Source organism: Halomonas chromatireducens (assembly GCF_001545155.1).
Taxonomy (GTDB): Bacteria; Pseudomonadota; Gammaproteobacteria; order Pseudomonadales; family Halomonadaceae; genus Halomonas; species Halomonas chromatireducens.
On sequence record NZ_CP014226.1, the window covers coordinates 897,436 to 911,202 of the forward strand.

Here is a 13,767-nt window from a genome sequence, read left to right on the forward strand (position 1 = left end):
CGGATCATGGACGCGCCCCAGTGGGGGCGCCGACACGAGAGACGAGATCACAATGGGCAAGAACGTAGTCGTACTGGGCACGCAGTGGGGAGACGAGGGCAAGGGCAAGGTCGTCGACCTGCTGACCGAATCCGCTTCTGCAGTGGTGCGTTTCCAGGGGGGGCACAATGCTGGCCATACCCTGGTCATCGACGGTGAGAAGACCGTTCTCCACCTGATCCCTTCCGGTATCCTGCGCAAGGACAAGACCTGTGTCATCGGCAACGGCGTGGTGCTGTCGCCGGAAGCCTTGATCAAGGAGATCCGCGAGCTCGAGGCGAAGGGGGTTCCGGTACGCGAGCGGTTGCGTCTTTCGCCCGCCTGCCCGCTGATCCTGCCTTACCATGTCCGTCTCGACCTGGCGCGGGAGAAGGCGCGTGGCGTCGCCAAGATCGGCACCACCGGCCGCGGTATCGGCCCCGCCTACGAGGACAAGGTCGCGCGCCGCGGTCTGCGCCTGGGGGATATGCTCCATCGTGAGCGCTTTGCCTCCAAGCTGGGCGAGGTCCTGGACTATCACAACTTCGTGCTGGTGAACTATCACGGCGAGCAGGCGGTGGATTTCCAGCAGGTGCTCGACGAAGCCATGGTCATGGTGGAGGAACTGCGCCCCATGGTCTGCGACACTGTGGGCCTGGTGCATGAGCTTCGCCGAGCTGGGGAAAACATCCTCTTCGAAGGTGCGCAGGGCTCACTGCTCGATATCGACCACGGTACCTATCCCTTCGTTACCAGCTCCAATACCACTGCCGGCGGCACCGCTACCGGCTCCGGCGTGGGGCCGCTCTACCTCGATTACGTGCTGGGCATCACCAAGGCTTACACCACCCGTGTCGGCTCCGGACCCTTTCCCACGGAGCTCTTCGACGAGCATGGCCGCCATCTGGCCGAGCGCGGGCACGAGTTCGGCGCCACCACCGGGCGCCCGCGTCGCTGTGGCTGGTTCGATGCCGTCGCCCTGCGGCACGCCGTGCAGATCAACTCGGTCTCCGGCATCTGCCTGACCAAGCTGGATGTGCTGGACGGCCTGGAAAATATCCGGGTTTGCGTCGGCTATCGCGGCAAGGACGGCGAGGTACTCGACACGCCGGTGGATTCCGAAGGCTACGAAGCCCTCGAGCCAGTCTACGAGGACCTGCCGGGCTGGAGCGAATCGACCCTCGGGATCAAGCGAGTGGAAGAACTGCCGGCGAACGCTCGCTCCTATATCAGCTTCCTGGAAGAGAAGGTGGGTATTTCCATCGATATCATTTCCACCGGGCCGGACCGCAACGAGACCATCGTGCTGCGTAACCCGTTCGACGGCGAGTAGCCAGTCGTAAGGCTTGATCGACATCGAAATTAGTCGTTATCGGAAGAGAATACAGAAATAGAAGCAACAAGCCGGCGTAAGCCGGCTTGTTCTTTTTGGGGGGCGCATTTCAAGGCAGGCTGACGATGCCCGCCTGATGTCGCCGTGCTTCCATGCGTGTCAGGAAGACGCGCATGATGCGCTCATAAAGTGCCTTGCCCAGCACGGCATCCTCTATGCCAGCATCCACATTGGGGTTGTCATTGACTTCGATGACCACGACTCGCTCGCCGGCCTGCTTGATGTCCACACCATAGAAGCCGTTGCCGATCAGGCGAGTGGCCTTGAGGGCAGCCTGAAGTACCGCGGGCGGCGCGTCATCGGGATCGTGGGTGGTGAAGCCGCCGCTTTTCATCCGTTCACCGGAATGGTCATAGATCTGCCAATGGCCACGCGACATGTAGTAGCAACTGGCGAAGAGAACCTGGCCGTCGAGCACGCCGATGCGCCAGTCATATTCGGTAGGCAGCCACTCCTGGAGCAGCAGCAGAGCGGAACTGTCGAACAGCTTGGTGGCCTCCCGTTCCAGTTGGTCTGAGTCCGAAACCTTCACCACGCCGCGGGAAAAGGCGCCATCAGGTATTTTCAAGACCAGTGGGAAGGTCATGCCCTGCAGCGATTCGGCCAGGCGGCCCCGGTCCCCGCGCTTCAATAGCCGGCCTTCCGGCGCAGGCACCCCCCGGGCGCGTAGCAGGGCATGCAGATAGACCTTGTTGGTGCAGCGCAGGATGTCCTGAGAGGTATCGATCACCACCAGGCCTTCATGCTCAGCCAGCCGGGCCATGCGATAAGTGTGGTGATCAAGCGCCGTGGTTTCGCGAATGAACAGGCCGTCGAATTCGGCAAGCCGGCTCATATCGCGGCGGGTGATGAGCGACACATTGATTCCCATGCGGCGGCCCGCGCGGATGAACGCCCGAAGCGCGCCGCGATTGCTTGGTGGAAGGGCTTCCTGAGGATCGATAAGGATTGCCAGGTCGTAGCGATAGCGCCGACGCGCCTTGGGCGTGCGCCATACCTTGAGCGAATGGCGATTGAGCGATGAGGCGAACAGGTCCTGTTCATCGACGGTCAGGTCGCGCAGCCGCAATGGCTTGAGCCGTGACAGGCGCCATAGATCGTGACGACGTACCAGGCGGGCTTCCAGCAGCGGGCAGGGCAAGCGCTCGAACAGGCGCCGTGCCAGCCTGGCAAGCCCGGGCTCGCGACACTCGCCGAAAAGCAGGCGCAGCGTCACCTGGTCTCCAAGAAGCTGCCCCTCGCTGGCCAGCTCGCCGAGCAGCGGTGCCAGGGAGTCCAGCTGCAAGTCGGTCAGTGACTTGCGTGCCAGTGCGTTGAGCGTCTCCACGGTGGGCAGGACACGTTGCCCACGGGCCTGGGCGAGTAGCGAGACGTAGTAGCCGCGCCCCAGATAGTCCAACTCACTGCAAAGGTTGATGACATGAGTGGCCCGGTCCTGGTCGTCGCGGCTGGTACGATGCCGTCGGTCCAGTGACAGGAAATCGTCGGCACTGACCAGATCCTCGGTAGGGTAATAGGGCCGCCAGTCATCCAGGCGGTCAACGACGATACGTAGCGGGCACATGAGGTTCCTGGTGAGGTAGGTAGGGCGGCGGGGAGAGGCATTCAGCATGCCCTTGACCGAGGTTATGGACAAGATGCTGGCAGCCTGAAAAAATTTCATCCAGCGCTGCTGCTGACAAGTGTGCGATGCATAGCGACAATCCGTTGCTGCCAAACCGGAATTCATGACATGACCGTTACGTTGCGCGAGGCGCAGGCCAAGGATCTGGACGCCCTCGTTCGTCTCGAGCAGGTCGCCTTCGAGGGTGATCAATTCAGCCGTCGGCAACTGTGGCACCTGCTCAATCGGGCCAATGCCCATATTCTGCTGGTCGAGAACGCCGAGAACCGCCTGCTCGGCCATGGCATCCTGCTGTTTCGCCGAAGCAGTCAGCGTGTGCGTCTCTACTCCTTCTGCGTACATCCCGAGGTGCGTGGGATGGGAATCGGTCGCCAATTGCTCGAGGCCCTGGAGCAGGAGGCGCGGCGGTGCGGCGGTGAGCGCCTGGTTCTGGAGGTGCGTGCCGACAACCGGGTTGCGCTGGCGTTATATCGGCGCATGGGCTTCACCCTGCAGCGTTGGCTGGAAGACTACTATGAGGATGGATGCGCCGGCTGGCAGATGGAAAAGCCGCTGACGGCGGTGTGATAGGTGAATATAACCTGCAACTGCTAGAATGCGTTTCCACCCTCCTTATAATCGGCCAGTGGGACTTGACCATGCCATCCTTCGACATCGTTTCCGAATTCGACAAGCACGAAGCCAGCAACGCCGTTGACCAGGCCAATCGCGAGATCCAGGGTCGTTTCGACTTCAAGGGTGTGACGGCGAGCCTCGAACTCAATGGTGACACCGTTCAGCTCGAGGCCGAGGTCGATTTCCAGCTGACGCAGATGCTCGACGTGCTGCGCAACCGGCTCATTGCCCGGGGTATCGATGCCCGCTGCATGGATCCCCAGGACCCCGAGCTTTCCGGCGTCCGGGCCCGCCAGCAGATCGTCCTGAAGCAGGGGCTCGAGCAGAAGGAAGCCAAGGATATCGTCAAGCGCATCAAGGATAGCAAGCTCAAGGTCCAGGCCCAGATCCAGGGCGACAAGGTCCGTGTGACCGGCAAGAAGCGCGACGACCTGCAGCAGGTCATGGCCCTGTTGCGGGGCGAGGGCGGCCCCGACCTGGCGCTGCAGTTCGACAACTTTCGGGACTGAGCGAGTGCCTTGGTGTCGTGCTGCCTTGCCGCATCACGACATTCGATGCTGGATCCTCCACCCTACTGCAGTGTGATCTGATACAGGTCAAGTCGGGGTGAAAGCGAACTTGAAATCCCGCCATTCGCCACCAATTCTGCTAATGTCAAGGGGCAGCCCGACGGCATTGGGTATTCCGATTTGTGTCACATATGAAGTGAGCAAACAGGAGGTGGCGTATGAATCTGCAGAAGCTCTCTCCCTGGAACTGGTTCAAGAGCGAGAACGCTGATACCCCGGCTCCGCCAACCACGGTTGAGTCCCGGCGGGGTGAGCTCACGCCGTTCCTGGGCATGCATCAGGAGTTGGATCGCTGGATGGACAGCGTGATGCGTCAGTTCGGCATGCCGTCCCTGGAAAGTCGCCTTGGGGACATGCCGGGTCTGCTGCAGCCACGGCTCGATATCGCCGAGCGTGGCAGCGAATACGTGATCAGCGTCGAGGTGCCGGGGGTAGAGGAGAAGGACATCACGCTCTCCCTGGATGACCATCGCCTGGTCATTGAAGGCGAGAAGCGCCACGAGAGCCGTACGGAGGAGCACCAGTTACATCGTGTCGAGCGCTCCTATGGCAGCTTCCGGCGCGTACTGGACCTGCCGGCGGATGCCCGGGATGAGGAGATCCAGGCCTCATTCGATAAAGGGGTGCTGACGGTGCGGGTGCCGCGCAGTGAACAAGCCAAGCCGGCCCGCCGTGAAATACCTATTCAGTGAAAACGGCTGATAACCCGGTTGTCAATGCCGGTCGCTGATGACAGTATCGGGCTCGCCCAGTGGCGGGCTCTTTTTTCGCCATAGGCAGAGGCGATTGGCCACGGTGGCAGTGATGGGCTTCAATGGTCAGCAACAGGATCGCCTCACTTCCGGAGGAAGCGCATGCACTCGCTTCGCCGTGCCGCATACATTGCCCTGGCCTGGGTCAGCTTCTGCCTCGGTGTCATCGGTGTCTTCGTGCCGCTGATGCCGACAACCTGCTTCATGCTGCTGGCGGTCTGGGCGGCCTCTCGCGGTTCGCCGCGTTTTGCGCTGTGGATTCGTGAGCATCCCCGCTTCGGTCCGGCCGTGGTGGCCTGGGAGGGCGAGAGAGCCATTCCCCGCCACGCCAAATGGTTGGCTGGGGCCATGCTGAGCTTCTCGATCCTGGTATTGCTGTTCACCCTCAGCGTGGTCTGGCTGAAAGTGACGCTTGTTACCGGGCTCGTGCTGCTGGGCCTGTGGATTGCCAGCCGTCCCGAGCCTCGGGGGCTTGGCGCTCCCCCCGCGCAGCTTGTTCGCCGCTGAATCGACGGCTGCCTTTGAGGTTCGGGAGCCGGCCCCCGTACAATGGTCGTCGATTCCCGTCAGGAGCCTTTCCGCGATGTCTGAACCCAAGCCGACCTATCTCAGCGACTATCGGCCGCCTGCCTACCGTGCCACTCACACCGAACTGACCTTCGATCTCAAGCCCGATGCCACCCGGGTCAAGGCTCGCCTGCACCTGGAGCGCCATCCGGAACGAGAAGCCGGCGCCGCCCTTGAACTCGATGGCGAGCAGCTCGTGCTCAAGTCCATCGCCATCGATGGTCAGCCACTGGAACAGGATGAGTATGCGCTCACGGCAACCGGTCTGATCGTACACCGGGTGCCGGAGCGTTTCCTGCTGGATACCGAGGTGGAAATCGCCCCGCAGGAAAATACCGCGCTCGAGGGACTCTACCTCTCCAACGGCATGTACTGTACCCAGTGTGAGGCAGAGGGCTTCCGTCGCATCACCTATTACCTGGACCGACCCGATGTCATGGCGACCTTTTCCACCACGGTGATAGGCGACGCAACCCGTGAGCCGGTATTGCTTTCGAACGGCAATCCGGTGGAGCGCGGTGAGCTGCCGAGTGGGCGCCATTTCGTGACCTGGGAGGATCCACACCCCAAGCCCTGCTATCTGTTCGCCCTGGTTGCCGGGGATCTCCAGAAAGTAGAAGACAGCTTTACCACCATGAGCGGGCGCGAGGTGGCGCTGCAGATATGGGTCGAGGAGGAGAACCTCGACAAGACCGACCATGCCATGGCGTCACTGAAGCGGGCCATGACGTGGGATGAAGAGACCTACGGGCGTGAGTACGACCTGGACCTGTTCATGATCGTGGCGGTCAACGACTTCAATATGGGCGCCATGGAGAACAAGGGACTCAACATCTTCAACTCGGCAGCGGTGCTCACCCATCCCCATACCGCCACCGATGCCGCCTTCCAGCGGGTCGAGGGGATCGTTGCCCACGAATACTTCCACAATTGGTCAGGGAACCGGGTGACCTGTCGTGACTGGTTCCAGCTCTCGCTGAAGGAGGGATTCACCGTCTTCCGTGATCAATGCTTCTCTGCCGATGTCAATTCGGCGCCGGTCAAGCGCATCGAGGACGTCTCCTTCTTCCGCACGGCCCAGTTTGCCGAGGATGCCGGGCCTACGGCGCATCCGATACGCCCTGATCATTACATAGAGATCACCAATTTCTACACCCTGACTATTTATGAAAAGGGGGCAGAGGTGGTCCGCATGCTGCGCAATCTGGTGGGCTGGGAAGCTTTTCGCCGCGGCAGTGATCTCTACTTTGGACGCTTCGACGGGCAGGCGGTAACCATCGAGGATTTCGTAGGCTGCATGGCAGAGGCATCGGGGCTTGACCTGTCCCAGTTCATGCGCTGGTACTCTCAGGCCGGGACGCCGGAGATCGATGCCCACGGTGAGTACGACTATGCCAATGCCGAATACCACCTGACCCTGCGCCAGCGTACCCCGGCCACCCCCGGCCAACCTGAGAAAAAGCCGCTGCACATTCCGCTGCGTATGGGCCTGGTAGGTACCAAGAGCGGTCGTGACTTGCCCTTGACGTTGAACGGTGATTCGCTGGGTAGTGATGCGGTGATTCATCTATGTGAAGACGAACAGACGTTCATCTTCACTGACGTTTCCGAGGCGCCGGTGCCCTCCTTGCTGCGCGGCTTCTCTGCGCCGGTTCAGCTGCGCTTCCACTACAGTCGCGAAGACCTGGCATTCCTCATGGCCAGTGACTCCGACGGTTTTAATCGCTGGGATGCCGGCCAGCGACTGGCCATGCTGGCGCTGGATGACTTGATTGCTGCACACCGCAATGGTGTCGAGAAGGTGATGGATCCTCGTGTTGTCGAGGCCTTCCGGGCCCTGCTTGAGCGTGGCGGCGACGACAAGGCGGTGCTTGCCGAGATGTTGACCCTTCCCTCCGAAGCTTATATCGCCGAACAGCAGCCGCTGGTGGATGTGGATGCCATCCATGCGGCGCGCACCTTCGTCAAGCAATCCCTGGCTGTCACCCTTCGCGATGAATTCATGGCGCTTTTCGAGGCGAATCGCTCGGATGCTCCCTATGCTCCCGAACCGGAGCAGATTGGCCAGCGTAGCCTCAAGAACGTTGCCCTTAACTACTTGATGGCGATAGAGGATGAGCAGGGCATCGAATCGGCCCAGGCGCAGTTCCGTGCCGATCACAACATGACCGACGTGCGTCATGCCCTGACCCTGCTCACTCACAGCAGCCGCACGGACCTGGCCGACCCGGCTTTGCGAGCCTTCGGTGAGAAATGGGCGCACGACCCGCTGGTAATGGACCAGTGGTTCAGCATTCAGGTCACCCGCCCTCAGTCGGATGCGCTGGACCGTGTCAGGTACCTGATGGACCATCCGGCCTTCTCATTGAAGAATCCCAACAGGGTGCGTGCCCTGGTCGGAACTTTCGCCAACCAGAACCGCGTCAACTTTCATCGTATCGATGGAGAGGGCTACCGACTGCTCGCCGATGTGGTGATCGAGCTGAATCGACTCAACCCGGAGATCGCCGCACGGCTGATCACTCCGCTGACCCGCTGGCAGCGCTTCGACGAGACCCGCCAGGACTTGATGAAGGGTGAGCTCGAGCGTATTCGCGCCGAGGAGCTCTCGCCGAACGTCTATGAGGTGGTGGAAAAAGCGCTGGCTTGAAGGCCGGCAATCGGTCGCTAAACCTGGCACGAACCACAGCGCCGCCCATGGGGCGGCGCTGCTGTTTCGGGTGGTGCTGTTGCTTCGGGCGGAGAAGGCTCAGTTGATCAGCCAGCTCAACACCGTGACGCCGAGCAGCCCCCAGATCAGGGTCGCCACCAGGCGCCGGCGCAGCAGGGCGCGCAGGCCCAGATAGAGCAGCCACAGGCCGAGAACCAGGATCAACAGGCTCACCAGGGTAGTCGGGACGCCTAGCGAAGCGGAGAGGCCGTGGAAAAATCCACGGGCGGCATCGCCCAGGTTCTGGAAGAAGTGGATCAGCAGATCCACCATGAAACGGATGATCTCGCCGAGTGTCTTGCCCAGCCAGGTAAAGAAATCTTGCATGTGTCGTTCCGGTAGCCTTACTCGATCATGTCGAGAACGGTCCCTACGATATCATCCATGGTGACCAGGCCCACCAACTTGTTGTCATCGAGCACCAGAATCCGCTTCACCACGCTGTCGGTCATCAGGCTGGCGACATGACGCACATCCAGTGACTCGCCGACGCCGATGGCCGGCTTGGCGCAGACGTCATAGACGTTGATCAAGTCGATATCACCGTTCTCGGCGACGATGGTCTTGAGGATATTGGTGTAGGTGATCAGGCCCCAGGCGTCGTGGGGGTCCTGCTGCTCGACGACCAGGCTTTTGAGGTTGTGGCGCTTCATCAACCCCAGGGCGTCGCGAAGGGTGGCGAAGGGCGATACCGTCACCACGTCGCGCATCATGATGTCCTTGACCAGCATCTTGTCACTCCGTCTGTTATTGAATCAGTGGTCGTGTCTGAGCCGCTCTTCGAAGCGCTTGACCTGCGACATGTCGATGCCACCGAGGTGCTCCACGGGCAGCGTCATTACCAAACCCTTGGAGTCATCGCCGGAAGCGTTGAGTACCTGGCGTATGGCCTTAAGTACCTTCAGCGACAGCCCTTTCTCCAGCGTCATCAGCATGATGCTTTGACTGCCCTCGAAGGTCAGGCCGAAGAAGGTCTTCTTGCGCTCCCCACCGATTCCTCGGCCTGACATCAGGGTCATGCCAACGGCACCCGCGTCGGTGGCGGCATCGATGCACTCCTGCTCGAGATCCTCCGGAGCGATGGCAACCAATAGCGAAAACTTCATGTCCTCTTGCCTCCAGACTTGGCCACCCAATCCATGAGGATGGCATAGCTCATAACGGTCACGATAGGGAAGATCGAGGCGAAAGCGATCAGCCCGAAGCCGTCGATCAGTACGTTACGTCCATCGATCTGGCTGGCCAGGCCAATGCCGAGCGCCGTTACCAGGGGCACGGTCACCTCGGAGGTCGTTACGCCTCCCAGGTCGAAGGCCAAAGCCACGATATACCGGGGCGCCAGGGCGGTCAGCAGGATAACCAGCGTATAACCACCGATAATGTAGTGGTGAATGGAGTCGCCGGTGATGATGCGATGTACACCGATGGTAATGCCAATGGCCACGCCGAGTGCCACCAGCAGGCGGATCACGTTGCCCTGGATCTTGCCCGCTGCTGCCTCTTCGGCCTGCTGACCAATGGCGATAAGTGCCGGTTCGGCCATGGTGGTGGCGAAACCGATGCAGAAGGCGAAGAGATAGACCCAGAGCCAGGTATCGAGGGTGACCAATTGGTAGGCCATGCTCTGGCCGATGGGGAAGAGGCCGAGCTTGAGACCCACCACGAAGGCGTAGAGACCGATGATGACCAGGGCGAAGCCAATGCTGACCCTGAGTGGATCGGCAAGTGAACGCTTGAGGACGGCGTATTGGAAGAACAGGATCACCAGAATGATCGGCAGCACGTCGCGCAACATGCTGAAAAGATCGAGCACCATGACCAACAGCCCGGAAGGGGGCTCTGTGTCGCTGCTGGGCGCGACCAGCTCTGCGCTATTGGCGATGCTGCCCGGATCGGCGTAGACCAGGATGCCGTAGAGCTGGACGCTGATCATCGGCACCATCACGGCCAGCGCCACCAGGCCGAAGCCATCGATCAGTGAGCTGCGGCCACGAATGGAGGCCGCGAGGCCAATGCCCAGGGCGGCTATAAGGGGCACAGTGACGATATTGGTGGTCACCCCGCCGGAGTCGTAGGCCAGGCCGACGATTTCTTCGGGCGCGAAGAACGTCACCAAGACGACCAGCATATACCCCACGATCATATACCAGTGCAGGGGGTGGCCCAGAATGATTCGGAACACACCGAGCGCCATCACCAGCCCCACGGAGCCGGCAACGATCAGGCGTAGCGTCAGGGCGTTGATCCGCCCATCGCTGATCTGTGCGGCCTGATCGGCGACAGCGATCAACGCCGGCTCGGCCACCACCGCAGAGAATCCGATGGCAAAGCCGAACAGCATCAGGATCGGCATCGAGCCGCGGCGAGCGAACTGGTTGGCCAGGCGCTTGCCCACCGGGAAGATACTCAGTTCTAGCCCCTGCAGGAACAGCGCGACGCCAACGGCAACGATCAACAGGCCGATCGTCATGCTTAACCCGTTGTCGGGCCATTGCCTCAACAGCAGTGCCTGAAAAAGGACCACCACAATGATAATCGGCAACAGGTTACGCATGGCATGGGCCAGCGCTTTGAGAAAATCCCTGAGTTGCTCTGCCAAGACCGGCTCCCCTGAGCATGTTCCGTTGATACGACAATCGGTCTTGTCGCTGTTAAGCGGGGCGTGGACAGGCTAGCCTGTCATTTCAGATAGTAACATTAGCCTGATTCGATGGATGACTGGCGATGTGCCACGGTCACTGGCGACATGATACGTCTGAGGCCACATTATATCATCGCGTATGGCCTTGTGTGGGAATGCCCGGTTTGTCGTGAATTGATCAGGGTCAAGACTATGTTTTTCGTCCGGAACGAGATCGCGCGCATCGCGCAAAAAGGAGAGGAGCAGCCATGAATGTCTCGTTGATCATCGTGCTGGTGGTGCTGGGCCTGCTGGTCATCTACAGCGTCAGTATTTACAACCGGTTGGTGGCCTTGAAGAACCGCTATCAGAATGCCTTTGCACAGATCGAGGTACAGCTGAAGCGTCGTTACGACCTCATTCCCAATCTGGTGGAGACGGCCAAGGGCTACATGGCCCATGAGCGTGAGACACTCCAGGCTGTCACAGAGGCGCGTAATACGGCCCTGGCGGGCCTAAAGCACGCCGCGGCACAACCCGGAGAGCCGGGAGCCATGGCCGAACTGGCCGGTGCCGAAGGGGCGCTGGGGGCTGCGCTTGGACGCTTCAACATGGTCATGGAGGCATACCCGGATCTCAAGGCATCCGAGAATATGCGCCAGCTCTCCGAGACGCTCACCAGCACCGAGAACCGGGTCGCCTTTGCTCGTCAGGCCTTCAATGACGCGGTCATGCAGTACAACACCTACAAGCAGAGTTTCCCTCCGATCCTGCTGGCAGGTCCGTTGGGGCATCGAGAGGATGCGGCCCTGCTCGAATTCGAGGATAGCGCCGAGATTCAGGCGGCACCCAAGGTCAGCTTCTGACGGGAGTAGGAATGGACTTTTTCGGAGCCCAGGACCAGGCGCGGCGGCTGACGGTACGGCTGGTACTCCTGCTGCTCATGGCGGTGGCCGGTATGGTGGCTGCGGCGGTGCTGATCGTGGCGGTGGCCATGGCACTGCTCGATGGCGGGCAAGCCGGTGCCGATCCCCTGGCGCGTGCGTTCGACCCGGTGTTGCTTGGCAGTGTCGCCCTTGGGGTTGTGGCAGTGGTGGCTGTCGGAAGCCTGATGCGCCACCGGCAGCTCCGGGGCGGCGGCTCTGCGGTTGCCGAAGCGTTGGGGGGACGCCTGATCAATGCGAATACCCATGACACCGACGAGCAACGACTGCTCAATGTGGTGGAGGAGATGGCCATCGCCTCTGGCATGCCCGTGCCGGCGGTCTATGTGCTGGAAGAGTCCGCCATCAACGCCTTTGCCGCGGGCCACGCGCCCCACGATGCCGCCATCGGTGTCACCCGTGGCGCTATCCAGTCACTCGATCGAGACGAGCTCCAGGGTGTCATAGCCCATGAATTCAGCCATATCCTGCACGGCGACATGCGCCTCAACATGCGCCTCGTCGCGCTACTCTACGGTATTCTGGTGATTGGCCTGGTCGGCCGCATGCTGCTGCGGGGCATGGTCGGTCGGCGTGCGGTGCGCAGCTCGCGTCGCGGTAACGGCCAGGCAGTAATGCTGGGTGCGGGCATTGCTCTGATGGCAGTGGGCTACGTGGGAACGCTCTGCGGCAATCTCATCAAAGCTGCCGTCAGCCGGCAGCGCGAGTTCCTGGCGGATGCCAGCGCGGTGCAGTACACCCGCAATCCGGCAGGCCTGGCGCGGGCACTGAAGCGCCTGGCGGCCCACTCCCATGGCTCCGAGCTGCGGGCCACTCAGGCAGCCGAGTTCAGTCATCTCTATTTCGGTCGCGGCCTGCGCGGCCTGAGCGGGCTCACCGCCACCCACCCGCCGCTGACTACGCGTATCGAGCGACTAGAGCCCGATTGGGATGGAAACCTCCCGGAGCCGCGGCCGGTCAGTGACGATCCGGCAGCCGAAAGGCGTGAACCCGGCGATATGCCGTCGACTGCCGGGCTGGCGGGTCTAGCCGCCGTTGATACCCTGTCGTCTCGGCCCACGACGACGCACTCTGCCGGTACGCATGGCCTTTCGCAGCGGGTCGGGCAGCCCGGCCCGGCGGATATCCTGCGTGCACGCCAGACCTTGGATGGGCTGGACGACCGCCTGCTGGAGGCTGCCCATGAGCCCTATGCCGCCCGGGCGTTGGTCTACGGCATATTGATGGGCGTTGATCCATCCAGCCGCCAGCGCCAGCGTCAGGCGCTGGTGGACCAGGCGCTACCAGAGGTGCTGGTGGAGCTGGACCGCCTGGCTCCTCCGCTGGCGGCCATGACCCCTGGCCAGCGGCTGGCGCTGATCGAACTGGCTTTACCGGTACTGCGCCAGCTGACCACGGCTCAGTTCGCCGGCTTCCGGACCTGCCTTGCCCGGCTGATGGCCGAGGAGACGCACCCCGGTGCCCTGCAGTGGGCGCTGCATCGTATCGTGCTTGTGGGAATCGAAGGGCCACGTTACCGTCGACACCGTCATCTTCAGCTGGCTGCGCTGGAGGCTCCCATTGCACGTTTGCTGTCGAGCCTGGCCAAGGCGGGGGATGTGGAAGAGGCTGAGGCCAGGGAGGCTTTTCAGTCCGCTCTTCAGGCGTTGCCGATCGCGCCAGCTTACATGGACCGGTTGGCGGGTCCGGCGGAGCTGGATCAGGCAGTGGAAAAGCTGCTGCAGTTGCCGGACGACGACAAGATTCTGCTGCTGGATGCCATGGCGCGCTGCGTGTTCCACGACGGTCGTATTGCGCCGCCTGAGGCTGAGATGTTGCGGGCGGTTGCCTGGTCAATGGGCTGCCCATTGCCGGCGACAGCCGCTGATTGATACCTGGCTCTACCCGCTGAAAAGGGATCGTTTTGTCGATGCGCTGTCCAACCTATTATCACAGGGCACGTGCTCTCGACTTGC

13 protein-coding genes are annotated in these 13,767 nt (G+C 61.5%); 8 read left to right on the plus strand and 5 right to left on the minus strand.

Features of this window, described 5'->3' with window-relative positions; genetic code table 11:
• Positions 1-52: 52 nt before the first annotated feature.
• Complete coding sequence (locus LOKO_RS04165; protein ID WP_066445453.1) at positions 53-1,351, plus strand: adenylosuccinate synthase; 1,299 nt, start codon at positions 53-55, stop codon at positions 1,349-1,351.
• Between the two features lie 109 nt (positions 1,352-1,460).
• Here LOKO_RS04165 and LOKO_RS04170 read toward each other — a convergent pair whose 3' ends face one another.
• Positions 1,461-2,975 (minus strand): RimK family protein, encoded by a 1,515-nt coding sequence (locus LOKO_RS04170; RefSeq protein ID WP_066452216.1) that lies wholly within the window; start codon positions 2,973-2,975, stop codon positions 1,461-1,463.
• Positions 2,976-3,143: 168 nt separating this feature from the next.
• On the opposite strand from LOKO_RS04170, the gene LOKO_RS04175 reads away from it, so the two are divergent.
• The 5 genes from LOKO_RS04175 to pepN all read left to right on the plus strand — a co-directional run bounded on the left by LOKO_RS04175 (position 3,144) and on the right by pepN (position 8,188).
• Entirely contained in the window at positions 3,144-3,602 is a 459-nt protein-coding gene (locus LOKO_RS04175) for a GNAT family N-acetyltransferase (RefSeq protein ID WP_066445454.1), read from the plus strand.
• Positions 3,603-3,673: 71 nt separating this feature from the next.
• Positions 3,674-4,159, plus strand: coding sequence for a YajQ family cyclic di-GMP-binding protein (locus LOKO_RS04180; RefSeq protein ID WP_043512550.1), 486 nt, complete (start codon positions 3,674-3,676; stop codon positions 4,157-4,159).
• Between the two features lie 218 nt (positions 4,160-4,377).
• Positions 4,378-4,911, plus strand: a complete 534-nt coding sequence (locus LOKO_RS04185; protein ID WP_066445456.1) for an Hsp20/alpha crystallin family protein — start codon at positions 4,378-4,380, stop codon at positions 4,909-4,911.
• Positions 4,912-5,073: 162 nt separating this feature from the next.
• The gene (locus LOKO_RS04190; RefSeq protein ID WP_066445460.1) at positions 5,074-5,478 is read left to right on the plus strand and encodes a YbaN family protein; all 405 of its coding nucleotides are present in this window, start codon (positions 5,074-5,076) and stop codon (positions 5,476-5,478) included.
• Between the two features lie 76 nt (positions 5,479-5,554).
• Positions 5,555-8,188: an aminopeptidase N gene (gene pepN / locus LOKO_RS04195; protein ID WP_066445463.1), complete on the plus strand. Its 2,634-nt coding sequence runs from the start codon at positions 5,555-5,557 to the stop codon at positions 8,186-8,188.
• Between the two features lie 99 nt (positions 8,189-8,287).
• Here the strand turns inward: pepN and LOKO_RS04200 are convergent, their stop codons facing one another.
• From LOKO_RS04200 to LOKO_RS20475, 4 genes are read right to left on the minus strand one after another with little or no spacing between them, the layout of a single operon-like run.
• Complete coding sequence (locus tag LOKO_RS04200; protein ID WP_066445466.1) at positions 8,288-8,575, minus strand: hypothetical protein; 288 nt, start codon at positions 8,573-8,575, stop codon at positions 8,288-8,290.
• 17 nt (positions 8,576-8,592) lie between these two features.
• Positions 8,593-8,979 carry a CBS domain-containing protein gene (locus tag LOKO_RS04205; protein ID WP_066445467.1) on the minus strand — a complete coding sequence of 129 codons (387 nt, stop codon included), beginning with the start codon at positions 8,977-8,979 and terminating at the stop codon, positions 8,593-8,595.
• Positions 8,980-9,003: 24 nt separating this feature from the next.
• Positions 9,004-9,354: a P-II family nitrogen regulator gene (locus LOKO_RS04210; RefSeq protein WP_066445468.1), complete on the minus strand. Its 351-nt coding sequence runs from the start codon at positions 9,352-9,354 to the stop codon at positions 9,004-9,006.
• Positions 9,351-10,847, minus strand: a complete 1,497-nt coding sequence (locus LOKO_RS20475; RefSeq protein WP_335339204.1) for a DUF1538 domain-containing protein — start codon at positions 10,845-10,847, stop codon at positions 9,351-9,353. The genes LOKO_RS04210 and LOKO_RS20475 overlap by 4 nt, the downstream gene beginning before the upstream one ends.
• Before the next feature lie 290 nt (positions 10,848-11,137).
• Here LOKO_RS20475 and LOKO_RS04220 point away from each other — a divergent pair, with 290 nt between their 5' ends.
• Both LOKO_RS04220 and LOKO_RS04225 read left to right on the plus strand, forming a co-directional pair.
• Positions 11,138-11,734 (plus strand): LemA family protein, encoded by a 597-nt coding sequence (locus LOKO_RS04220; protein WP_066445470.1) that lies wholly within the window; start codon positions 11,138-11,140, stop codon positions 11,732-11,734.
• Between the two features lie 11 nt (positions 11,735-11,745).
• On the plus strand, positions 11,746-13,683 hold the full coding sequence (locus LOKO_RS04225; protein ID WP_066445471.1) for a M48 family metallopeptidase: 1,938 nt from the start codon (positions 11,746-11,748) through the stop codon (positions 13,681-13,683).
• The last annotated feature ends 84 nt before the right edge of the window (positions 13,684-13,767 follow it).